We start from the raw sequence: 23,487 nt of genomic DNA on the forward strand, positions 1-23,487 counted from the left end.
GCGATGCGGAGCATCGTCCGGCGCGATCCGGGTGAGGGGGTACAGGTCCCTCGACAGTCTCATCGTGCGGAGAGAGGCCCCTCACCCCAACCCTCTCCCCGTAAGAACGGGGCGAGGGCGCGCACCGTCGTCGTGGCTACCGCTTCACGCCGGCCCGGTCGCGATCGGCGGGCCCTTCTCCTGGCCCCATTCCGACCACGAGCCGTCGTACAGCGCGGTATCGGTGATCCCCAGACGATAGAGCGCGAGCGTGAGCACGCCCGCGGACACGCCGGAGCCGCAGCTCGTCACGATCGGCGCATCGAGCTTGACGCCGGCGCCGGTGAAGGCGGCGCGCAAGTCGTCGAGCGGCTTCATCTCGCCGGTCGCGGCATCGAACAGCAGATTGTAGGGCACGTTGCGGGCGCCGGGGATGTGGCCGGAGCGGATGCCCGGCCGCGGCTCGGGTGCGCGGCCCTCGAAACGATCGGCGGCGCGCGCATCGATCACCTGCTCGGCGCGGGTTTCCACGTTGGCGATCAGCTGCTGCATGCTGCGCACGCGCTTTGGATCGTAGCTCGCCTTGAACGTCGCCGGCTTCGGCTTCACCTCGCCGCTCTCGACAGCGCGTCCCTCGGCGCGCCACTTCTTCAGGCCGCCATTGAGGATGCGCACATTGCTATGGCCGAAGGCCAGGAACATCCACCACGCGCGGGGCGCTGCCACCCAGCCGCCGGCATCGTAGAGCACGATGGTGTCGGCGTTGGAGATGCCGAGATTGCCGACGTCACGACCGAACTGCTCGGCACTCGGATACATGTGCGGCAGCGGGTTGGAATGATCCGACACCGCATCGACGTCGAAGAACACGGCGCCAGGAAGGTGCGCGGCGAGGTAGTCGTCCTTCGGCAGCGGCAGCACGCCCGGGAGCTTGAAGCTGGCGTCGATGATCTTGACGTTGGCCTCGCCCATGTGGGCGGCGAGCCATTCGGTGGAGACGAGGGGGTCGGTGGCGGTCATCGAACTTTCCTTGTAGGCATTCCGGGGCGCGCGAAGCGGGCGAAGTTGATACAGCGCGCGTCAAACTCCGCTGTCATCGCCCGGCTTGACCGGGCGATCCAGTACTCCGAGACGGCTGTGATTCAACTGATAGGCCGCGGCGTACTGGATTCCCCGCTTTCGCGGGGAATGACGGGTGGAGAGAGCAGTGACTCCCCCTCACCCCTTCTTCTTCGGCTCCCACTGCTCCGTCGGGCCGCCGGCATCGCGCCAGGCGGCGTAGCCGCCGGCGATGTGGGCGACGGGCTTGAGGCCCATGTCCTGCGCGGTCTTGGCGGCGAGCGCGGAGCGCAAGCCACCGGCGCAGTGGAAGACGAACTTCTTGTCCTCCTGGAAGATCGGCTTGGCGTAAGGGCTCTGCGGATCGATCCAGAATTCGAGCATGCCGCGGGTGCAGGCGAAGGCACCGGGGATACGGCCGTCGCGCTCGATCTCGCGGGGATCGCGGATATCGACGATGACGACGTCGCCGTTCTTGGAGATCTCGATGGCGTCCTTGGCGGTGAGCGTCTCGATCTCGGCATTGGCCTCGTCGATCAGCGCCTTGATGCCGCGTGTGATGGTCTGGGGCATGTGGTTCTCCCTCTTGTTCTCCGTCGTTCCGGGGCGATGCGAAGCATCGAACCCGGAACCTCGAGATTCCGGGTTCGCGCTACGCGCGCCCCGGAATGACGACACGTGTTAGTGCGTCAATTCCTTCATCGCACTCTCCAGCCCCTCGATCGTGATCGGATACATCCGGTTGGCGAAGATGCGTTTGATGATGGTGGTCGATTCCGAATAGTCCCAGTGCTTCTGAGCGACCGGATTCAGCCACACCGCATGCGGATAGGTGCGGATGATGCGGTCGAGCCAGATCGAGCCGGGCTCCTCGTTGACGTGCTCGACCGAGCCGCCGGGCACCATGATCTCGTAAGGCGACATCGAGGCGTCGCCGACGAACACGACCTTGTAGTCATGCGGGTATTTGTGCAGCACGTCCCAGGTCGGCGTGCGGTCGGTGAAGCGGCGCTTGTTCTGCTTCCAGACGCCTTCATAGAGGCAGTTGTGGAAGTAGAAATACTCCATGTGCTTGAACTCGCTCTTCGCCGCCGAGAACAGCTCCTCGACCTGCTCGATATGCGAATCCATGGAGCCGCCGATGTCGAAGAACACCAGCAGCTTCACCGCGTTGCGCCGCTCGGGGCGCATGTGCACGTCGAGATAGCCGTGATTGGCGGTCTCGCGGATGGTGGTGTCGAGATCGAGCTCGTCGGGCGCGCCGGTGCGCGCGAACTTGCGCAGGCGCCGCAGCGCCACCTTGATGTTGCGGATGCCGAGCTCGACATTGCCGTCCAAATCCTTGAACTCGCGCTTGTCCCACACCTTCACGGCGCGGTTGTTGCGGTTCTTCTCCTGGCCGATGCGGACGCCTTCGGGATTGTAGCCGTGGGCGCCGAACGGCGAGGTGCCGGCGGTGCCGATCCACTTCGAGCCGCCCTGGTGGCGGCCCTTCTGCTCCTCGAGGCGCTTCTTCAGGGTCTCCATGAGCTTGTCCCAGCCCATGGCCTCGATCTGCTTCTTCTCTTCCTCGGTGAGATACTTCTCCGCGAGCTTCTTCAGCCACTCCTCGGGGATCTCCGCCTTCTCCATGGCGTCGAGCAGGCTTTCCAGCCCCTTGAACACCGTGCCGAAGACGCGATCGAACTTGTCGAGATTGCGCTCGTCCTTCACCAGCGAGGTGCGCGACAGATAGTAGAAATTCTCGACCGAATAGTCCGACAGGTCGGCGTCGAGCGCCTCCATCAGCGTGAGGTATTCGCGCAGCGTCACGGGGACCTGCGCGTCGCGCAGAGAGGTGAAGAATTGCAGGAACATGGGTGACAGATTGCCCGTCGGGGGGCGAACGTCAAGGGGCGGAGACCGGCGCTCTGCGCTGGACCGGGAGGCTTTTTGCTCTAGAATTGACCGCCTCAAGGGGTTGTTTCGGGGACGTTTGCAATGGGAATTCTCGCAGCGCTCATCATCGGCGCGATTGCCGGCTGGCTGGCCGGCAAGATTGTCCACGGGGCGGGATTTGGGCTGATCGGCAACATCGTCGTCGGCATCATCGGCGCGCTGGTCGCAAGCTGGGTGCTGCCCCAGCTGCACATCGCGCTCGCCACCGGCACGCTCGGCGCCATCGTGGACGCCACGATCGGCGCGGTGATTGTGCTCGTCATCCTTTCGCTGATAAAACGGGTCTGAAAGCCTGACCGAACCAGGAACGGCCGCCGCGAGCGGCCGTTCCCTTGTCGCGACCAGAGCAATGAAAGTGGCAACGCCTGGGACGACGACCAACAAGGACGTGCAATGAAATTTACCGGCACCAAGGACTATGTTGCGACCGACGATCTCAAGGTCGCCGTCAATGCCTCGATCGTGCTCGAGCGCCCGCTCCTGGTGAAGGGCGAGCCCGGCACCGGCAAGACGGTGCTGGCGGAGGAAGTGGCCAAGGCGCTGAACGCGCCGCTTTTGACCTGGCACATCAAGTCCACCACCAAGGCGCAGCAGGGCCTCTATGAATACGACGCGGTGTCGCGCCTGCGCGACAGCCAGCTCGGCGATGCCCGCGTGTCCGACATCAAGAACTACATCAAGCGCGGCAAGCTGTGGGAGGCCTTCACGGCCGAGCAGCGCCCGGTGCTGCTGATCGACGAGATCGACAAGGCCGACATCGAATTCCCGAACGACCTCCTGCTCGAGCTCGACCGCATGGAATTCCATGTCTACGAGACCGGCGAGACGATCAAGGCCAAGCAGCGCCCGATCATGATGATCACCTCCAACAACGAGAAGGAGCTGCCGGACGCTTTTCTCCGCCGCTGCTTCTTCCACTACATCAAGTTCCCCGACGCCGACACGATGGGCCGCATCGTCGACGTCCACTTCCCCGGCATCAAGAAGCGCCTGGTCGAGGAAGCGCTGCGCATCTTCTTCGAGGTGCGCGAGGTGCCCGGCCTGAAGAAGAAGCCGTCCACGTCGGAGCTGCTCGACTGGCTCAAGCTGCTGCTCAACGAGGACATGAGCGTCGAGCAGTTGAGGGAACGGGATCCGCGAAAACTGATCCCGCCGCTGCACGGCGCGCTGCTGAAGAACGAGCAGGACGTGCATCTGTTCGAGCGGCTGGCGTTCTTGAGCAGAAGGGAAGTGTAGGGCCTCTCGTGTCCCGGACGCGCTGCAGCGTGAAACGCTGCTGCGCAGAGCCGGGACCCAGAAGGCCGCACGGATTGCTCGGAGACATGGGCCCCGGCTCTGCAGCGCACCGTCGAAGAGACGCTGCGCTGCGTCCGGGGCACGAGAGCTGAGCTCGGTGCACGCTATCACCCCATCGTCATTGCGAGCGCAGCGAAGCAATCCAGAATCCCTCTGCGACAAGACTCTGGATTGCTTCGCTGCGCTCGCAATGACGGAGCAAGGGGCAATGGCGCCATTCTCCAACTCGCATCTTAATTGCAGACACACCTTCGCAGCCTCGCGGCGCATTTCGCCCGAGCTTTGCTTCATTCCTCGCCCCTCAAAGAAAGAGGGCGCAGGGAAGGCCGGGTGCCGACCGGCACCCGCGGTCTGCTGCGCGAATGGTGCGCAGAGAAACCGCACAGCAGCATACAGGTGTAGCCAATCACTCGGCCTTCCCTGCGCAGTGGTCGGACGGCTTATGCCGCGCTCTCCCGGGAGCCGAACTTTCCCTCTGACCTCCCTCACCTCGCGAATTGACGATGCCGTTGACCCGGTTGGGCTCGCGCACATCTCCGCAAAGGCTTGACCGTAGCAACGACGGCCAGGACCACACGGTTTTGCCGTACGCACTCAGCGCCGTTCGTCTACACGCGGCCGCGGACTCACAGGGACTACCCGCCCTGCCCGCACCATCTCGTGCCGACGCTGCCGCGTCCACCGCAACCCGGCCCGCGTTTCGAACGACTCGCGAACCGCCCCTCTTCGTCGGGCCGGGCTGTGTCGATATATGCCGCAATTCCGAATTTCGGTAAAGTGGAATATTTTTGATGGAAGGGATTGACGGGGTGCGGGGTGTTTTGCCCGACGTGAGACCAGTTTCGTAGGATGGGTAGAGCGAAGCGAAACCCATCGCGTTCTTTCCGCGGTGATGGTGATGGGTTTCGCTTCGCTCTACCCATCCTACTGCTCCCTCAACTCCGCTCTCCGAACTTGGCTCCGTCGTCGCATTGCGACAGATCTCCGGCCCAATCTGCCGGATAGTTGCCGATCTCGACGTGGCGATGGAATGACGACGGTGCCCAATCGCAGACCCGATTAACCAGACCGTGCTTGAGGGGGTTGATGTGCACGTAGTCGATGTGCCGAGCATAATCCTCCTCGTCGCGGATGGTGTGCTCCCAATAGCGGCGCTGCCAGATGCCCCGCTCTGCCCTGCTGACGCAGCTCGCTGAGACTACTTCGCCGGGCACGAGGTGGCGGGAGAAGGCGGATTTGATTTGTCGCCAGCGCATTGCAAAATCTGCATCTCCGCCAGGCATCGTCCAGACGGTGTGAAGATGCTCCGGCAGCACCACGATTGCATCGATCATGAAAGGATGCCGCTGGCGAACCTCGCGGAAGGCCGCGCGCAATAGGTCGATGTTCGCCGTCAGAAGCGGAAGGCACCGATCCGCCAAGTTGACGGTGAAAAAGAAGCTTCCGCCGGGAATGAAATTGCGTCGATAGGAGGTCATGCCTCATTTTAGCACAACCTTGCAGACGATTCTAATTCCGACCTCAACCTATAGTGAAGGGCTTGTAGGATGGGAAGAGCGCAGCGAAACCCATCGCACCTTCAAAGAACGCGGCACGATGATGGGTTTCGCTTCGCTCTACCCATCCTACGAAGTTTGCCTCACGCCACCGCCGCGTCCGGGATGCGTGCGGCTTCCATCGGCTGCTTGCCGCGGATCAGGTCCGAGGCGCGGTCGGCGATCATCATCGTTGATGCGTTGAGGTTCGCCGAGATCATGCGGGGCATGACGGAGGCATCGATGACGCGGAGGCCTTCGAGGCCGTGGACTCGGAGCTGGTCGTCGACGACCGCCCAGGTCGAGTCCGCCGGGCCCATGCGGCAGGTGCAGCCGGGGTGGAAGGTGGTGGTGCCGCGCTCGGTGGCGGCGTGCAGGAATTCGTCGTCGGTGTTGACGTTGGGGCCGGGGAAATCCTCGTAGGCGTAATAGGGCGACAGCGGCGCCGATTTCAGCAGGCGCCGCGCGAGCTTCATGCCGCCGACGATGACGCGGCGGTCGAGCTCGGCATCGAGATAGTTGGTCTGGATGATCGGCGGCGCGAACGGATCGGAGGAGCGGATGCGGACATAGCCGCGGCTCTCCGGGCGCTGCTGCCAGGAGGCGACCGTCATGCCGGGCTCGTCCTCGAGCTGCCCCTGCACGCCTTCCTTGTAGGAGGCGGGCGTGAAGGTGAGCTGGAGATCGGAGCTCTCAGCGCTCTCGCCGGAGTGCCAGAAGCAATAGACCATGGTCGGCGACAGCGACAGCAGGCCGCGGCGCGCGGTCGCCCATTTCAACGCCTCGATCCACAGCGAGAAGCCGCGGCGGAGCTCGTTGATAGTCTTGATGTCTTTCACGCGCGCCACCGTGCGCGGGGCGTAATGGTCCTGAAGGCCCTCGCCGACGGGCAGCGCGTGACGCACCGCGATGCCGTGCTGCTGCAACAGATCCGGCGAGCCGACGCCAGAGAGCTGCAAGAGCTGCGGCGAATTATAGGTGCCGCCGGAGAGGATCACTTCCTTGTTGGCGCGCACTTCGACGGGCTGGCCGCCACGGCCGCCCTTGGTGTAACGCACGCCGACCGCGCGCTTGCCTTCAAAAAAGATCTCGGTCGCATGCGCATGCGTGTGCACATGCACGTTGGGCCGCTTCATCGCGGGCTTGAGGAAGGCGGTCGAACCGGAGACGCGCAGGCCCTTGTCGATGGTGCGCTGGCAGTAGGAGACGCCCTCCTGGGTCTTGCCGTTGTAGTCGGGGTTGCGTGGGATGCCGAGCGAGACTGCGCCTTCCATGAAGGCCTCGCAGAGCGGATCGCGCCAGTCCATGGTGGTGACGGTGAGCTTGCCGTCGCGGCCGCGATAGGTGTCCTCGCCCTCGCCCACGCGCCTTTCCAGCCGCCGGAAGTACGGCAGCACGTCGGCATAACCCCAGCCGCGATTGCCCATCTGCGCCCAGGTGTCGAAATCCATGCGCTGGCCGCGGTTGTAGATGTGGCCGTTGATCGAGGACGAGCCGCCGAGCGTCTTGCCGCGCGGCGCGTAGATGCTGCGCCCGCCGGTATAGGGTCCCGGCTCCTGCTGGTAGGCCCAGTTGATGCTCTTCATGTGGAAGGTTTTTATGAAACCCGCCGGCAGATGGATGTAGGGGTGCCAGTCGCTCGGCCCGGCTTCGAGCACGCAGACGCTGACATTGGGATCTTCGCTGAGCCGGCTGGTGAGCACGCAACCGGCGGAGCCCGCGCCGACGATCACATAATCGAATCTATCCATGGTCCCTCGGCCGCCCCTAGCGCGGCTTGTCGTTGAGTTGAAATTCCAGATGCGCCTGCACCGTCGGCCATTCGGCGGCGGTGATGCTGTAGACTACAGTATCGCGCAGCGTACCGTTCGGCGCGACCTGATGGCTGCGCAGGATGCCGTCCTGCTTGGCGCCCAGGCGCTCGATGGCGCGGCGGCTCTGGTGGTTGAAGAAATGCGTACGGAACTCGACCGCGATGCAGTTCAGCGTCTCGAAGGCATGCCGGAGCAGGAGCAGCTTGCACTGCGTGTTGAGCGGCCCGCGCTGCGCGCCCTTGCCGTACCAGGTCGAGCCGATCTCGACGCGGCGGTTGGTGGCATCGATGTTCATGTAGGTCGTCATGCCGACGATATTGCCGCCGGCGTCGAACACGGTGAAGGGCAGCATCGAGCCGGCGGCCTGCAAGGCCAGGCGGCGGTCGATCTCCTTGCCCATGTTCTCCGGCAGCGGGATCGCAGTGTACCAGAGTTTTGACAGCTCGCCGTCCTTGACGGCCTCGACCAGCCCCTCGCGATGCTGATGCGACAGCGGCTCGAGACGGGCATGCTGTCCGCGCAGGGTGATGGGATCAGGCCAGGGCATTGAAGTCTCTCTCCGTTGTCATTGCGAGGAGCGAAGCGACGAAGCAATCCAGACTGTCACCGCGGGGGCATTCCTGGATTGCTTCGCTTCGCTCGCAATGACGGTCACTAGCACCGTTTACTTGTTTAGGAAATTGAGAGGCAAACCGCCGCGCGGCCAGTCCATGGCGACGAGCTCGCCCTTGCCCGACAGCGTGATGTAGGCGGTTTTCAGCCCGGGGCCGCCGAAGGCGATGTTGGTGGTGACACGGTCGCCGGTCGGGACCTGCTCGACCAGGGTGCCGTCGGGCGCGATCACCGAGATGCAGCCGGAGACGAGGGTGGCGACGCAGACATTGCCGTTTGCTTCCACCGCGAGCGAGTCGAACATCTGGTAGCCGCCGAGGCCGCAGATCGGTTTTCCCCGCTCGCCGCGATAGATCGCGTCGCGCGGCTTGAGCGTGCCGGGCGCGGAGAGCTCATAGGCCCACAGCCGCCCCGTGGGCGTCTCCGCGATATAGACGGTGTTCTCGTCCGGCGACAGCCCGATGCCGTTGGCCGGCAGCACGCCGTGCACGATTTCGACGATCTCGGTCATGCCGGGCTTGAGGTAATACATGCCGCCGACATCCATCTCGCGCGCGCGGCGCTTGCCGAGATCGGAGAACCAGAGGCCGCCCTGCCTGTCGAACACCAGATCGTTCGGCCCGCGCAGATCGTGCTCGCCGCATTTCGTCACGACGGTCTCGACCTTGCCGGATTGCAGGTCGACGCGCTGGATCGAGCCGCCGAGATAATCGTCCGGCTGCGGGCCGGGCATGATCATGTTGCGGGTCGGAATCCAGGAGAAGCCGCCATTGTTGCAGATGTAGATCTTGCCGTCGGGCCCGAGCGCGGCGCCATTCGGGCCGCCCGGAATTTTCGCCACGATCTCCTTGCGGCCGTCGGGATAGACGCGCGTCAGGCGCTGGCCGCGGATCTCCACCAGCACCACCGAGCCGTCCGGCATCACGACCGGCCCTTCGGGAAATTCGAGGTCGGTGGCGAGAACGCGGACGTTGGACATGTGGGACCCTCCCGGCTGCTTGTTATGGCTTGCACGGGATGTCCGGCACGGGCCCCACACGCAAGATTTGCCTGCGGTTATGACAAAGTCACCCCCGCTTGCCAAGCAAGCGGGATGGTATGCCAGCCCTGCAGCTTACTCCCGCACGGGCACCCAGATTTCGAAGCCGCCATTGCCGGTCGCGGGATCGAACTTTTCGTCATAGCGCTCGAAGTTCGGCGCATCGGCCGCCTGCAAGCCGGAGGCCGGCAGCCATTGATTCCAGATCGTATTCACCGTGCGGCGGATCGAGGCGACGTGCTCGGTGTGGGTGAACACGGCATAGCGCTGCTCGGGGATGCGGATGCGACCGAAGCGGCGCGGCAGGTCGGAGAAGTCCGCGACCTCGACGCCGGCGATGTAGTCGAAATTGCCGGCATCATCGCCGTTGCAGCAGACGCCATAGGCGACATTGCCGATGCGCGCGGGAATGTCGGCGACCTCCTGATGGAAGCGGTGCCACAGGCCCGGGATCATGGCGCCGTTGTCGCAGGCGATGCGCTCAGTGGGGCCGGCGACGAGGAAGGCCTTCGCCGTCTCGAAACGCGGTGCGGCAAGGTTGTCGAGCATGGTGGAGTCCATGAGGATCGGCTCCTGAAGCTTGAGATGGCTGACGCATGTCGCGGTCCTGACAGCTTCGGGCGTGGTGCCGAACTGGTCGCGGAACGCGCGGGTGAATGCTTCGTGCGAGCCGTAATCCGCCTCCAGCGCGATGCTGAGGATGTCCGGCGCGCCGTTCGCAAGGCTGCGCGCGGCCTCCGTCAGCCGCCGTGCGCGCAGGTAGCGCATCGCCGGCAGGCCGGTGGCTGCGGCAAACGCACGCACCAGGTGGAACCGCGACACGCCGGCGACCGCGGCGATCTCGTCGAGCGTCATCGGCTCGGCCAGATGGCTCTCGATGTACCAGAGCGCGCGCTGGGCTGGGTTCATGACGGTCGGACCTCGTTCGAAGCAAGACCATGATGCACCGAAGGCCGCCGGCTTCGCTTGATCGGCGTTGCGGTCCTTTAGGAAGATAGCGCCGGAACTGCCACTGGCAACGTCCGGGCGTTCGTGGCTACATTCGACAACTCAAAACCGCTCACAAGAAAGCAGGAGGAACCGCCACATGAAGATCACCGATGTGCGGGCGCACCATATCCGCATCCCCTACGACGCCGGTGTTGCGAGCTTCCGCCAGGGCGCCTCCGCCATCACCGCCCTCGACATGGTGCTGGTCGAGGTCACGACCGATGCCGGACTGACCGGCTGGGGCGATGCCTTCGCCTATGTCAGCCCGCGCACCACGCGGAGCGCCGTCGAGGAGATGATCGCGCCGCAGGCCATCGGCCTCGAGGTTCCTGACGCCGCCGGCATTGCCGCGGCGATGGAGCAGATCCAGCGCAATCTGCATCTGTTCGGCCGCTACGGCATCACCATGTTCGCGATCTCCGGCCTCGACATCGCGCTGTGGGACCTCGCTGCGAAGATCAGGGGCGTGCCGCTGCACCGCCTGCTCGGCGAGATCCGGCGCCCGGCCATTCCCGCCTATGCGAGCCTGCTGCGGATCGGCTCGCCCGACAACATCGCCGGCGAATGCCGGAAGGCGCTCGCACTCGGCTATGGCGCGATCAAGCTGCATGAGACCACGACACCTGCGGTGTTCGCCGCGCGCGAGGCGATCGGGCCCAACATTCCCCTGATGGTCGACATGAACTGCCCGCTGTCAGGCGAGCAGGCGATTGCATTCGCGAAGGCGTGCAAGGACGCGCAGCCGATGTTCCTGGAGGAGCCGGTCTGGCCGCCGGAGGATTTTGCCACGCTCGCCGACGTTCGCAACAAGGGCGGGCTCGGCATCGCCGCCGGCGAGAATGCCTGCACGGAATATCAATTCCGCCAGATGATGGATGCCGGCGCCGTGAGCCACGCCCAGCCGTCGGTGATCAAGGTCGGCGGCATCACGGAGTTCCTGAAGGTCGCGGCGCAGGCCGATCAACGCGGCGTCAAGATCGTCCCGCATTCCCCCTATTTCGGTCCCGGCTTGCTGGCGACGGTGCACCTGCTCGCGACGCGCGACGACGGGCTGGTCGAGATGTTCTACCTCAAGCGCGAAGCCTGTCTGTGGGGCGGCCGCGCCGATGCCGATGCCACCGGCCATGTCGCGGTGCCGGCAGGACCCGGGCTCGGCCATGAGCCCGATCGCGACGTGATGGAGCGCTATCGCGTGGCGTGATCGACGCGCCTATTTCGCAGCGTCCTTTGGCGGCGGCGCGTCCTGCTTCTTCTTCAAATCTTCGGCGGTCTTCGCCTGCGCGGCCTGGAGATCACTGATCGTCTTCTGCAGGCCGGCAACGCTCGTCTTCAGCGCGTCGATCTGGCGACCTGCCGCATCCAGCTTCTGCTGATGATCGAGGTTGAGCTTGGTGATCGTCTTCTGGAGGAAGTCGATATTGCTCTGGAGACAGCTGGTGCGGCGCTCCATGGTCTTCTCGACGGTGCAGATCTCGATGCCCGGCACATCCTGCGCGCGGAGCGGCGCAGCCGCCAGCGTCGCGAGCAGCAACATCGGGAAAAAAATGCCGGTGCTTCGAAGCGGCATGCAGGGTTCCTCGCCAAATGATCACAGCAATGTGCGCCGATTGCGCACAGCGGCCGGACGCTACCACACTCGTACCGCATTCTCGCGTTGAGCTTGGCTTGTTCCCTGGGACGGGGAGCAGTGAACCGCACGCGAAGGAAGTGGGCGCACTTTCGCGGCTTTGTTTAGGGGAGATTTTTACAATGGCAACGCGCGATAGACGTCTGGCGGAGTTCGATGGCGCTGGAGAACCGCCACCTGGCCTGCCGGTCGAAGTGCTGTGCGAGGATCACAGCGGAACATATCAGCTGCCGTTCGCCTGCCGCTATGTCGGAGGACGCTGGCAAAACCACGAGGCCGGCATCGCAGTCGAAGCGACCGTCATCGGCTGGCGCCTGCCGCGGGTGAAGCACACGGGCGTCGCCTGACCGCGGCTTGTGTTCCAAAATGCGACGGGGCCGCGCTCCGCCTTAACGAACGGAACGCGGCCCGAACGAATCACGTCCGAATCAGCGGAGCGGCTCCGTACACAGCTGTTCACGGCTAGATATCGCAACCAACCCCAAGGCCCATACAATATCTGCGTACCGTGAGGGGCCGCCCCGTCCGAGGACGAGCCCCAAAAGTTAACGGCTTCAATGACATGGCTGCAGGGGGCGGCGGCGCGAGGCCTCGCTCCCAAAACAGGCAGGGCGACGCCGCTCCTGCCTAATATTCGACCTCGAGCTCCTCGATCTCGGCCGGCTCTTCCTTCGCCGCCGCGATCCACTCCCTCATCTCGGGCATCGCCATGATGGTATCGGCATAAGCCTTGAGGCGCGGCTCGAGCTTGACGTCATAGGTGACGAAGCGCGTCACCACGGGGGCGTACATCGCATCCGCCATGGTGCGCCGCTCGCCGAACAGGAACGGACCGCCGGATTTCTCCAGACAGTCGCGCCAGATGAACCAGACGCGGTCGATGTCCGCCTGCGCGCGCGACCAGATCTTGAACCCGGGGAAGTGGCCCTTGAGATTGACCGGCAGCGATGCGCGCAGCGTGGTGAAGCCGGAATGGATTTCGCCGCAAATGGAGCGGCAATGGGCGCGCTGGACGCGGTCATCCGGCAACAGCCCGGCTGACGGCATCACCTCGTTGAGATATTCGGCGATCGCAAGCGTATCCCAGACCACGGCGCCCTCGTGCCGCAGGCACGGCACCAGGATCGACGACGACAGCAGCAGGATCTCCGCACGCGCCGATGCGTCATCCGGCGCGGTCACAACTTCCTCGAAGTCGAGCCCGGAAAATTTCGTCAGCAGCCAGCCACGCAGCGACCAGGACGAATAGTTCTTACTGCTGATGGTCAGTGTCGCTTTCGCCATATGGCCTCTTCCCTCACGCCTGTGACCCGCACCCCGCCCGGCCGCGGATTTGCTCATTCGCTGAGCTTCCCGGTGTCCTCACCCCGCTTCCGGAGCAAGCGATGTGCCAATTTTGCGGGCGGTCCTGCTCCCGTCTGGCTTCGATATTGCATGACGGCAGGGAACAGGGTGGGCAATTCGGTATGATGTCGATGTATTATCAGGCCTTTCAGAACCATATGGATCTGACGGCGCCGTGGCGGGCGGGCGCCTCGTCCGCGCTGAAATTCCTCAATCTGGCGCCCCAGGGAATGTCGCACCAGGTGGTCGGCCGACTCTCGGCCGCGCTGGAGCTGATCTCGCGCTCCACCCTCACCTATGACCGCCCGGCCTATGGCATCGACAGCGTGATGGTCGGAAACCGCGAGGTCGCCGTGCGCGAGGAGATCGCCTACGCGACGCCGTTCGGCTCGCTGCTGCATTTCAGGAAGGACGACGTGGGCGAGCAGCCGCGCATGCTGCTGGTGGCGCCGATGTCCGGCCATTTCGCGACGCTCTTGCGCGGCACCGTGAAGACGCTGCTCCAGGACCACGACGTCTACATCACGGACTGGCACAATCCGCGCGACATTCCGCGCAGCGAAGGCCGCTTCGGGCTCGACGACTACACCGAGCATCTCATCGACTTCCTGGGACAGCTCGGTCCGCGCCCGCACATGGTCGCGATCTGCCAGCCCTCGGTCTCGGCGCTCGCGGCTGCCGCGATCATGTGCGAGGGCAATCACCCCTCGCGCCCCGCAACGCTGACGCTGATGGCGGGGCCGATCGACACGCGCATCCAGCCGACCCGGGTCAACGAGTTCGCCAAGAGCCGGCCGATCGAGTGGTTCGAGCGCAACCTGATCAACTACGTGCCGATGCAGTGCCGCGGCGCGCTGCGCAAGGTCTATCCCGGCTTCGTGCAGCTCACCGCCTTCGTCTCGATGAATCTCGAGCGCCACATCAAGCAGCATCTCGACCTCGCCAACCACATCGCCAAGGGCGAGAAGGAGAAGGCCGCGACCATCAAGACCTTCTACGACGAATATTTCGCGGTGATGGACCTGCCGGCGGAGTTCTACATCGAGACCGTGCGCGACGTGTTCCAGGAGCACCTGTTGCCGCAGGGCAAGCTGATGCACCGCGGCCGTCCCGTGAACACCAGGGCCGTCAGCCGCATGGGGCTGATGACGGTCGAGGGCGAGAAGGACGACATCTGCTCGATCGGCCAGACGCTGGCGGCGCAAGACCTCTGCACCGGCGTGCGCGCCTACCGCCGCGTCCACCACATGCAGGCCGGCGTCGGCCATTACGGCGTGTTCTCGGGCAAGCGCTGGAACAACGAGATCTATCCGCTGCTGCGGGATTTCGTGCACGTGAATTCGTAACCGTCATCCCCTGCCGACAGGACGGCCAGCCAGCGGAAGCGGCACGTGCCTAATGCGCTTGCGTGAGCAACTCTTTCGCTTCCACGAGCTCGGGAAGATCTCGCTCCGTCTCAAATCCAGCGAGCACGGGAGCGAGCAGTTCGGACACCCTACCTGCTCGGCCATTTGTCCTGTGCAGGCGGGCAAGTCCAAGAGCGCTGCGCAGCTCGAAGGTCTTGGTCTGCTGGTGTCGCGCGATGTCCAGCGCTCGCCTGAGGTCGTCTTCGGCGCTGGATTCGTTCGATGAACCATGGCGCGACAAGAGTTTACCGCGGACACGATGCAGCTCGGCATCAAGCCAATGCTGGCCGGACTGTTCGGTCCGGGCGATCAGTTCGTTCAGGATCTCCAGCCCGGTCTCGACTTGGCCGACCTCTGCATTCGCCACGGCAACATGCATCCCCCAAAACGGCTCGCACAGGTAGCAATCGTTCTCGTGCAGCAAGCTCCAGCCCTGACGCATGTCCGCCAGTCCGGCCATTCGGTCGCCGGCCCGCCACTTGGCGAGGCCATTCAGGTAGGTGCCCGCGGCCACGTACAACGGCATCGTGTGGTCGCGCGCGAGACCGAGCGCCAGGATCGTCTCTGTTTGCTGCAACATGCCCCCGCATACCCCGTCGAACACGGCGCGATGAACCAGCGCGTTGGCCTGGGACAGAGCGCGCTTTTCTGCCGAAGCACCCACCGCTTCGGCAGCGAGCTTGCGTGCGCGCGCGACGATACCGAGCGGCCAGAGCACCAGTGCAAGGAATCTCATGATCACGAACGGCAGATCCAGCGCCGAAGCCCTGAATGTCGCGGGATCCGGTTCGGCGCCATAGATCGCGAGCGCCCGCTCGAGATGCGTTCGCGCGTTCAGGTAATCGCCGGCGAACCAGCTGGTGACGCCGCCCGTCCAATGGGCGACGACGGCGGCCACCGGCGAGTCCGGTCGTCGGTCAGCGGCACTCCTGATGGCATCCGCCAGCTCCCGCATCGGAGCGAGTTCGCCGTGCGTCAGGCAGGCATTGAAGAGCCCCGAATGGATCGGCGCAAGTTCAACGGGATCATCGATGTCGACTGCAAACTGGCGCGCACGCGTCCACGCCGCGACGGTTTCGGGAGCGCTGTGCCCGAGGCTGCCCCGCAAGGCACGGCCATATGAGATTTGAAGATGCAGCCTGCTGATCATCCGGCGAGGTTCGTCAGGCAGCTCGTCGGCGGTCGCAATGGCCTTGCCGAGATGCGCGATCGCCTCGGAATAGGCAGAGCGTTTCAGCGCCTGCTGGCCCGCCTTGCGCCACCATTCGAGGGCGACCTCGCTCAGCCCCGCTTCCGTGAAGTGGTGCGCGAGAACCTCCGGCTCGGTCTCGGCGACGACTGGAAACTTCTCGCGCAGGACCTCGCCAATTCGCGTGTGAAGCAGATGCCGTTTGCTCTTGAGCAGGCTCTCGTAGGCCGCTTCCTGAACCAGGGCGTGCTTGAAACTATAATTTGCTTCGGGCGGAGCCCCGCGGCGAAGCAGCAGTTCGGCCTCTTCAAGCTGTGCCAGCGCATCGCTCAGCGTCAGATCATCGCGTCCCGCCACGGTTTTCAGCAGCGCGTATGAGAAGTCGCGCCCGATGGCGGCGCCTATCTGCGCCACCTCCTTGACCGGAGCGAGCCGGTCGAGCCGCGCCATCAGCGAATCCTGCAGCGTCGCGGGAATAGCAAGCGCCGGGAGCGGACTGCTCAGGCGATAGCGCCCGGCATCTTCGACGAGCAGGCCGGACTCCAGCACCATCTTGGTCAACTCCTCGACGAACAGCGGGACACCATCCGTCTTGTCGATGATCTGCTTCATCATCTCGCGCGGCAGCTGGCGACCGACGACCACCTGTTCGACCAGCGCGCGCGTGTCCTGCCGATCGAGCCGATCGAGTCGCAACAGACCGACGTTGGCAAGGCCCGACCAGGAAGGCTCGAACTCCGGCCGGGATGTCATGAGCACGAGTATCGGCAATGCCCTGATCCGATCGACCGCGAGATCAAACAGTTCAAGTGTCGTGGCATCGGCCCAATGCAGATCCTCGCAGATGATCAGCAGAGGCTGATCGCGCGCCAACCCCTCAAGCTGATCGAGAAGGGCGGCAAATGTCTGTCGCCGCAGCTGCGCCGGGCTCAAGCCAAGGGGCGGGCAATGGTCACTGGTTGGAATCGAAAGCAGGGCCGCAATGAGCGGTGTTGCCCGGGCGACCTGCTGGGTCCCCAGCGCCAGCATTGCCTCGAGCTTGTCGAGCTTTTGTTCTGGCGTATCGTGCGAGCGGATTCCGGCGGCGCGCTCGAGCTGCGCGACAAAAGGATGCAGGGCACTGTTGGTATGGTATGGCGAACACTGATATCGCACCCGACGGTGTGTCCCCAACGAAGGACTTTCGGACAGCGTTGCGACAATGCGCGACTTGCCGATGCCCGCTTCGCCGGAAATCAATACGATCTGGCCCTGGCCCTGCCATGCCTCACGCTGGCGCGAGAGAATGAATTCGATCTCGTCCTTGCGGCCGACAAAGCCGATCGAGCGCGCGGCGCGGACCGCCTCGAAGCGGCTCTCGGATGCGGTCGCTCCTTCCACCGCCCACACCGCAATGGGTTCGCCTATCCCCCTGACTTCGCGGCGGCCGAGATTGCGAAAGGTGAAGAGATCTCCAAGCAACCGGCGCGTCGACGATGCAACGACGACCACTCCCGGCTCCGCCAGGCTCTGAAGCCGGGCAGCGAGGTTTGGCGTATCTCCGACGGTCGCGTGCTCCTCCGACGCGTCTCCGCTGATGAGGTCGCCGACCACTACGAGCCCCGTCGCAATGGCGATCCGCAGCTCAACCTTCTCGCCGGCGCCTGTCTTGAGCTGGCGAATTACGGAGATGATGTCGAGGCCCGCTCGCACTGCGCGCTCCGCATCATCTTCGTGGGCGCGCGGATAGCCGAAATAGACGAGTATCCCGTCACCGACGAACCTGGCTATCCTGCCGTCATAAGCGGCAATGACACGCGCGCATGCGGCGCGGTAGGCCCGGATCACTTCCCACATGTCCTCGGGATCGAGACGCGCCGAGAGCGCAGTCGAGCCGACCAGATCGCAAAACATCACGGTGAGGTGGCGCCGCTCGGCGTCGTGAGGAGGAGCGGGCGATGCGATCAACGCGGCTGGATCGAGGTCGGCAATGGCACGCTGCATTTTGCGGCGATGACCGAGCAGGACTCCGAGCTTGTCAAAGTCCTCGTCCATCAGCTCGGGGAGGACGCCCACGTCGATCCCGTTCTGGGCAAAACAATCCGCGTATTGCCCAAGCCCCAGCTTCTCGAGCCACTCCGCAATCTGCATGGCACCACCGATGTTGTGGCTGGCAGTTAGCAGAATCTTGGACCACGACCGCGCGCAGACAATAACCCAACGCCACCATGATGGCACGTCTTGTTTGCTGTGCGAAAATTTAGGTTACTCGATACCGATAGGATTTCGGCCGGGACGGTGCTCGAAGCAAACGGCCGCGCTACCAAACATCGTTGGCACGCCGCGTTGGACGGCAGAGGTTGCGATGAGTCGTCACTGCTCACTCCAGACCAGAAGCCGAACCAACACTGCGGCTTTCGCTCACGTGCGATGCCAAGCCGACGTCTTTCCGTGAGCGCACTTCCTTCATTGGCTCATTCGCGGACGCTTCGTGGCTGCGAGCCATCGTGCCCGCTGCAATCTGAAGCGAAGAGCCAACCACCCAGCAGCCGGCAACAAAGCCGATCAGGCCGTTGGGCAGATTTTGATCAAGGACAAGGATGCTGACGGACAAAGTTGCGGCGATGGCCGCGCCGAACGTTCCGGCCGCACTCATGATCTCAGCCGGCTCGGAGCCGGTCCATTCTTCCGAGATGCTCGATGTCGGCTTCCGCGAGACATTGCCGGACAAATCAATTCCGACATAACAGCTGACAGCTCCGTAGAGCATTGTCAGGAGCACAATCCAGCCGCTTTCGAACAATCCGCCTTTCTGACGCAACAGGGTTGCACCGACATAGAGGCCGCAAGAGGCCCCAACGGCCGCCAGCCCAATTCTTTCAAGGATGTGGGCCGACTTGATCAGACTGGAACGGGCGATCCCAAGATTGCCGACGTGCCTTTGGAGAGAGAATGCGCTGGAAATTCCGCTGCTAATCTTCATTGGGGGGCTCCTTCTGAGTAATTGGCAGCCTACTGGCTGACCCCAAATAGAATCTGCCTGGACGAGTTTCTCGATGCCCTCGATTCCAATTTCTGAAAAATCTGTGCTGAGTGATGGGGCTGGCTTGCTCGTGCGCAAGACGAGGAGCCATCCAAAGCTGCGCGCACGCGGCTGCGCAGGCATTGCATCTCACCCGTATTTGTCGAATTCGAGTCCGGGTGCGGCAATTTCTTGCCGGAGTGTTAGTTCAAAACGAGAGGGATGAACTATGAAGCGGTTCACACACCGCTGTTTCCTGTCGCTCCATCCGATCACGAATTCCGGAGGATGTTCGCAATCAGGCCGACCACTCCTCACCCCACACCTGCACCACGTGGCCAGGCGACACTTCGCGATACTGCCGTACCGGCGGCTGGTAATCCGGTGCGCGCACCGGGCTTCTGATCTCGTCGTTGGAGGCTTCACGCTTGGTGCCGCGGCGCGACGGGTCTGGCACCGGCACTGCCGCCATCAGCTTCTTGGTATAGGGATGCTGCGGATCGCCGAACACCGAAGCGCGAGGGCCGATCTCGACGATCTCGCCGAGATACATCACCGCGACGCGGTGGCTCATCCGCTCGACCACCGCGATGTCGTGAGAAATGAAGAGATAGGCAAGCCCCATGCTGGCCTGAAGGTCGAGCATCAAATTGACGACCTGCGCCTTGACCGAGACGTCGAGCGCGGAGACCGCCTCGTCGGCGACGATCAGCTTCGGCCCGAGCGCGAGCGCGCGCGCAATGCAGATGCGCTGGCGCTGGCCGCCGGAGAATTCATGCGGGAAACGCGCGGCCATGTCGGCGGCAAGACCAACACGCACGAGCAGGTCCGAGACCTTGTCGCGCGCCTGCGACGCGGTGGCGAGACCGTTGGCGAGCAGCGGCGCGGCGATCGCCGTTCCCACCGACATGCGCGGATTGAGGCTCGCGAACGGATCCTGAAACACGATCTGCATGTGCTTGCGGAAATCGCGCAAAGTGCGACCGTTCATGGCGAGAACATCCTGGCCGTCGATCAGGACCGTCCCGCTGTCGGGCTCGAGCAGCTTGAGGATGGAGCGGCCCGTCGTCGACTTGCCGCAGCCGGATTCGCCGACCAGCGCCAGCGTCTCGCCGGCGCGCAAGGTGAAGGAGACGTTCTCGACCGCGTGCACGCGGCCGGAGACTTTTCCGAACAAGCCCGAGCGGATCGGAAAGCGCGTGGTGAGGCCTGAGACTTCCAGCAGCGGCCGCTCGGCGATCGAGACCGTATCGGGGGTCTCCATCGGCTCGTCCGATGTGCCCGTCACCTTGTCGACGATCGGAAAACGCATCGGCCGCTGGCGCCCGTCCATCGAGCCGAGCCGCGGCACGGCCGCGAGCAGCGCACGGGTATAGGGATGCGAGGGCGCGGCGAAGATGCGCGAGGTGGCATCCGTCTCCACCGCCTGCCCGCCATACATCACCACGGTGCGATCCGCGATCTCGGCGACCACGCCCATATCGTGAGTGATGAAGAGGATCGACATCCCCTCCTCCTGCTGGAGCTCCTTCAGCAGCTCCAGGATCTGGGCCTGGATGGTGACGTCGAGCGCGGTGGTCGGCTCGTCGGCGATCAGGAGCTTCGGCTTGCAGGCGAGCGCCATCGCGATCATCACGCGCTGGCGCATGCCGCCGGAGAAGCGGTGCGGGTGCTCGTGGAAGCGCGATTTCGCCGCCGGGATGCGGACGCGGTCGAGCAGACGGACGGTCTCGGCCTCTGCCGCCGCGCGCGACAGGCCGCGATGCTGGATCAACGCCTCCGCGATCTGAAAGCCGATGGTGAGCACGGGATTGAGGCACGTCATCGGCTCCTGGAAGATCATGGCAACGTCGTTGCCGCGAATGTCCTTCATGCTCGCTTCGGGCAGCGTCAGGAGGTCGCGCCCGGCGAGCGTGACGCGGCCCTCGACGCGGCCGATCTCCTTCGGGACGAGCCGCATGATCGAGAGCGCAGTGACGCTCTTGCCCGAACCGGACTCGCCGACGATCGCCACGGTTTCGCGGGGCGCAATCTCGAACGAGACGTTGCGGACGACGGGGACCCATTGCCGCTCGAGCATGAACGACGTGGTGAGGCCCGAGACGGACAGCACGGCGGACTGTGCTTCGGCCAGGACTTGATCTGGTCTCGTTGCACCAATGTTCATGCGGGGACCCCTGCACGTGCCCAGGCGGAGGTCCGCCCCCTCCCCCGCTTGCGGGGGAGGGTTGGGGAGAGGGTGTCTCCGCTGGCGAGGACCCCCAAGAGGAGAGAGCCCTCACCCGCGCCTTCGGCGCGACCTCTCCCGCAAGCGGGAGAGGTGCACCGAGTCCGCGGCTGCATCGATGTTCCCATCACCACCACCCCTCAATAGCCGCGCGTACGATCGACCAACCCCGGCAGGTCTTCGCCGCGGCGGTGACGTGCGATGATGTCGAGCACGTAGTCGACGGCCGTATCGGGCGTGGTCATGCTGGCATTGTGCGGCGTCAGCAGGATGCGCGGATGGCTCCAGAACGGATGGCCCGCCGGCAGCGGCTCGGGTTCGGCGACGTCGAGCACCGCACCCGACAGTGCGCCACTGTCGAGAGCGGCGAGGAAATCGGCCTCAATGAGATGCGGGCCGCGTCCGACATTGACGAGACAAGCACCGCGCGGCAAGCGGGCGAAAAGGTCCGCATTCAGGATGCCGCGGGTCTCGTCGGTCAAGGGCAGCAGGCAGACGAGAATGTCGGTCTGCGCGAGAAACTCCGGCAAGGCCTCAGCATCTGCATAGCAAGTGACGCCTTCGATCTCGCGCGGCGAGCGATTCCAGCCGAGAAGCGGAAAGCCGAACGCCTTGAGCCGCTCCAGCACGGCCTGGCCGAGCTGGCCAAGCCCCATCACGCCGACACGCCGGCGCTTGGCCGGCGTGATCCGGATCTCGCGCCAGACCTGCTCCGTCTGCTGGTTGATGAAGTGCAGGAGGTCGCGATGCAGGGCGAGCACGCTCATGGTGACGTATTCCACCATGGTCTCGGCGATGCCGGGCTCCAGCATGCGCAGCAGCGGTATGTGCGGCGGCAGCTTTGTCACGTCGAACTGGTCGACGCCGGCGCCGACCGAGAACACCAGCTCGATGTTCGGGAACGTCGTCGCGATGTCATCGGGCGGCACCCAGGTCACGAGATAACGAACATCGGCGGGATCGCCGATGTCGGGCCAGAGCCGGAACGGCATGTCGGGCGCGCGCTCCGCGAAGAAACGCGCCCACTCCGCGCCGCGCACCGTGTTGGCCTTGTAGAGAACCGTCATGTCACGCCCGCCCTCAGAACGGGCTGACCGGCGCGAGCCGGCGGCCGTCGATCATGCGCTTGTGGCTGTAGGCGGCGGGATCGACCAGCGGCGTCGATCCGGTCACGATATCGGCGGCGAGCTTGCCGGCCGCCGGGCCGATGCCAAAACCGTGGCCGGAGAAGCCGGTCGCGAGGAAGAAGCCCGGCAGCGCATCGACCGGCGAGATGACGGGAATGGTGTCCGGGGTGCAGTCGATCGTGCCGCCCCAGGCTTCCGCGATCTCGATGTCCTTCAGCTCGGGGTTCGACTTGATCAACGAAGCCAGCGCCGCATTGACCAGCGACATATCGGGCGCGGGATCACGCACACGCTCGGCCTCGAACGGCGACGGCTTGTCAAAACTCCAGCTCGTGCCGCGCATGATCTGATCGAAGAACGACTTGCCGAACGACAGCTTCAATCCGTTCTTGCGATGCAGATAGGTCGGCCAGAAGGTGCGCGCGTAACGGAACAGATCGGGCGACAGCTCGACCGTGCCGCGGTTGCGCAGCGCCAGCGTGAATCCGCCGTCGAGGCGGCGGCGGATGCAGTAGAAGTCGGTGCCGAGTGCGCCCGAGGTGATCTCGGGCGCCGGCGTGGTCCGGCACGCGGTGGCATTGACGAGGCCAATCGGCAGCTCGATGCCGTGGCGGCGGCAGAACAGCGACGACCATGCGCCGCCCGACAGCAGCACGGACTGCGTGCGAATGGTGCCCTTCTCGGTGACGACGGCGCTGACCCGGCCGCCGGTCGTCTCCAGCCCGCGCGCGGCGCAGCCCTGATGAATGGTGACGCCGTGCTTGCGCGCGGCCGTGGCGAGCGCGGGCACGGCCATCGACGGCTCGGCGCGGCCATCGCTCGGCGTGTGCAAGCCGCCGACCCATTTGTCGGCATTATCAGGCAAGCGCTCGGCGACCTCGGCCGGCGTCAGCACGGTGGAGTGCACCTGCTGCTCGCGCGCGATCGCGGCCCAGCGCTCCCAGCCGGCAAGCTCGTCCTTGCTCTTGGTGAGGAACAACACGCCGGTGCGGCGGAAGCCGGCATCGACGCCGGCGTCGTTCTGCATGTCTTCCCACAGCCGCAGCGCCTCGCGCGCCAGCGGGATTTCCTCGCGTGCGCGGCCTTGCTGGCGGCACCAGCCCCAATTGCGGCTCGATTGCTCGCCGCCGACATGACCTTTCTCGACGAGGGCGACGGAGTGGCCCTTCTTCGCCAGATGATAGGCCGCGGACACGCCGATGACGCCGCCGCCGATGACGACGACGTCCGCCTGCGCCGGCAGGCGTTCGTCGCTATTTATACGGGTGAGCGGCGGGGACATGGGGCACTCCTGGCATTCAGTT

20 protein-coding genes are annotated in these 23,487 nt (G+C 64.6%); 5 read left to right on the forward strand and 15 right to left on the reverse strand.

Annotated elements, in window-relative coordinates:
* Window positions 1-144 precede the first annotated feature (144 nt).
* The 3 genes from sseA to IQ16_RS15130 all read right to left on the reverse strand — a co-directional run bounded on the left by sseA (window position 145) and on the right by IQ16_RS15130 (window position 2,895).
* The gene (gene sseA / locus IQ16_RS15120) at window positions 145-999 is read right to left on the reverse strand and encodes a 3-mercaptopyruvate sulfurtransferase (RefSeq protein WP_018641026.1); all 855 of its coding nucleotides are present in this window, start codon (window positions 997-999) and stop codon (window positions 145-147) included.
* Window positions 1,000-1,197: 198 nt separating this feature from the next.
* Window positions 1,198-1,611, reverse strand: a complete 414-nt coding sequence (locus IQ16_RS15125; protein ID WP_018641027.1) for a rhodanese-like domain-containing protein — start codon at window positions 1,609-1,611, stop codon at window positions 1,198-1,200.
* A gap of 108 nt (window positions 1,612-1,719) precedes the next feature.
* On the reverse strand, window positions 1,720-2,895 hold the full coding sequence (locus IQ16_RS15130) for a vWA domain-containing protein (protein WP_018641028.1): 1,176 nt from the start codon (window positions 2,893-2,895) through the stop codon (window positions 1,720-1,722).
* Window positions 2,896-3,018: 123 nt separating this feature from the next.
* Here IQ16_RS15130 and IQ16_RS15135 point away from each other — a divergent pair, with 123 nt between their 5' ends.
* Window positions 3,019-3,264 carry a GlsB/YeaQ/YmgE family stress response membrane protein gene (locus IQ16_RS15135; protein ID WP_018641029.1) on the forward strand — a complete coding sequence of 82 codons (246 nt, stop codon included), beginning with the start codon at window positions 3,019-3,021 and terminating at the stop codon, window positions 3,262-3,264.
* 105 nt (window positions 3,265-3,369) lie between these two features.
* Entirely contained in the window at window positions 3,370-4,212 is an 843-nt protein-coding gene (locus tag IQ16_RS15140) for an AAA family ATPase (RefSeq protein ID WP_018641030.1), read from the forward strand.
* A 995-nt stretch (window positions 4,213-5,207) separates the two neighbouring features.
* Here IQ16_RS15140 and IQ16_RS15150 read toward each other — a convergent pair.
* The 5 genes from IQ16_RS15150 to IQ16_RS15170 all read right to left on the reverse strand — a co-directional run bounded on the left by IQ16_RS15150 (window position 5,208) and on the right by IQ16_RS15170 (window position 10,181).
* Window positions 5,208-5,750: an REP-associated tyrosine transposase gene (locus IQ16_RS15150; RefSeq protein ID WP_018641031.1), complete on the reverse strand. Its 543-nt coding sequence runs from the start codon at window positions 5,748-5,750 to the stop codon at window positions 5,208-5,210.
* 161 nt (window positions 5,751-5,911) lie between these two features.
* Entirely contained in the window at window positions 5,912-7,558 is a 1,647-nt protein-coding gene (locus IQ16_RS15155) for a GMC family oxidoreductase (RefSeq protein ID WP_018641032.1), read from the reverse strand.
* 16 nt (window positions 7,559-7,574) lie between these two features.
* Entirely contained in the window at window positions 7,575-8,168 is a 594-nt protein-coding gene (locus IQ16_RS15160) for a GNAT family N-acetyltransferase (RefSeq protein ID WP_018641033.1), read from the reverse strand.
* Window positions 8,169-8,285: 117 nt separating this feature from the next.
* Complete coding sequence (locus tag IQ16_RS15165; protein ID WP_018641034.1) at window positions 8,286-9,212, reverse strand: SMP-30/gluconolactonase/LRE family protein; 927 nt, start codon at window positions 9,210-9,212, stop codon at window positions 8,286-8,288.
* A gap of 135 nt (window positions 9,213-9,347) precedes the next feature.
* Window positions 9,348-10,181 carry an AraC family transcriptional regulator gene (locus IQ16_RS15170; protein WP_026311706.1) on the reverse strand — a complete coding sequence of 278 codons (834 nt, stop codon included), beginning with the start codon at window positions 10,179-10,181 and terminating at the stop codon, window positions 9,348-9,350.
* 178 nt (window positions 10,182-10,359) lie between these two features.
* On the opposite strand from IQ16_RS15170, the gene IQ16_RS15175 reads away from it, so the two are divergent.
* Window positions 10,360-11,463 (forward strand): mandelate racemase/muconate lactonizing enzyme family protein, encoded by a 1,104-nt coding sequence (locus IQ16_RS15175; protein WP_018641035.1) that lies wholly within the window; start codon window positions 10,360-10,362, stop codon window positions 11,461-11,463.
* Between the two features lie 9 nt (window positions 11,464-11,472).
* On the opposite strand, the gene IQ16_RS15180 is transcribed toward IQ16_RS15175, so the two are convergent.
* Window positions 11,473-11,829: a hypothetical protein gene (locus IQ16_RS15180; protein ID WP_018641036.1), complete on the reverse strand. Its 357-nt coding sequence runs from the start codon at window positions 11,827-11,829 to the stop codon at window positions 11,473-11,475.
* Between the two features lie 182 nt (window positions 11,830-12,011).
* On the opposite strand from IQ16_RS15180, the gene IQ16_RS15185 reads away from it, so the two are divergent.
* Window positions 12,012-12,236, forward strand: coding sequence for a hypothetical protein (locus tag IQ16_RS15185; protein WP_018641037.1), 225 nt, complete (start codon window positions 12,012-12,014; stop codon window positions 12,234-12,236).
* 280 nt (window positions 12,237-12,516) lie between these two features.
* Here the strand turns inward: IQ16_RS15185 and IQ16_RS15190 are convergent, their stop codons facing one another.
* Window positions 12,517-13,173: a glutathione S-transferase family protein gene (locus IQ16_RS15190; RefSeq protein ID WP_026311707.1), complete on the reverse strand. Its 657-nt coding sequence runs from the start codon at window positions 13,171-13,173 to the stop codon at window positions 12,517-12,519.
* Window positions 13,174-13,355: 182 nt separating this feature from the next.
* Between IQ16_RS15190 and IQ16_RS15195 the strand changes: the two genes are divergently transcribed.
* Complete coding sequence (locus IQ16_RS15195; RefSeq protein WP_018641039.1) at window positions 13,356-14,579, forward strand: polyhydroxyalkanoate depolymerase; 1,224 nt, start codon at window positions 13,356-13,358, stop codon at window positions 14,577-14,579.
* Between the two features lie 49 nt (window positions 14,580-14,628).
* Here the strand turns inward: IQ16_RS15195 and IQ16_RS15200 are convergent, their stop codons facing one another.
* The 5 genes from IQ16_RS15200 to IQ16_RS15220 form a co-directional block, all read right to left on the reverse strand.
* Window positions 14,629-17,958: an adenylate/guanylate cyclase domain-containing protein gene (locus IQ16_RS15200; protein WP_018641040.1), complete on the reverse strand. Its 3,330-nt coding sequence runs from the start codon at window positions 17,956-17,958 to the stop codon at window positions 14,629-14,631.
* 229 nt (window positions 17,959-18,187) lie between these two features.
* On the reverse strand, window positions 18,188-18,790 hold the full coding sequence (locus IQ16_RS15205) for a hypothetical protein (protein WP_018641041.1): 603 nt from the start codon (window positions 18,788-18,790) through the stop codon (window positions 18,188-18,190).
* Between the two features lie 337 nt (window positions 18,791-19,127).
* On the reverse strand, window positions 19,128-20,996 hold the full coding sequence (locus IQ16_RS15210; protein WP_145831581.1) for an ABC transporter ATP-binding protein: 1,869 nt from the start codon (window positions 20,994-20,996) through the stop codon (window positions 19,128-19,130).
* Window positions 20,997-21,196: 200 nt separating this feature from the next.
* Window positions 21,197-22,123: a 2-hydroxyacid dehydrogenase gene (locus IQ16_RS15215; RefSeq protein WP_018641043.1), complete on the reverse strand. Its 927-nt coding sequence runs from the start codon at window positions 22,121-22,123 to the stop codon at window positions 21,197-21,199.
* Window positions 22,124-22,136: 13 nt separating this feature from the next.
* Entirely contained in the window at window positions 22,137-23,465 is a 1,329-nt protein-coding gene (locus IQ16_RS15220; protein WP_018641044.1) for an NAD(P)/FAD-dependent oxidoreductase, read from the reverse strand.
* Window positions 23,466-23,487: the final 22 nt, after the last annotated feature.

The organism is Bradyrhizobium huanghuaihaiense (assembly GCF_007830635.1).
GTDB classification, from domain to species: Bacteria; Pseudomonadota; Alphaproteobacteria; order Rhizobiales; family Xanthobacteraceae; genus Bradyrhizobium; species Bradyrhizobium huanghuaihaiense.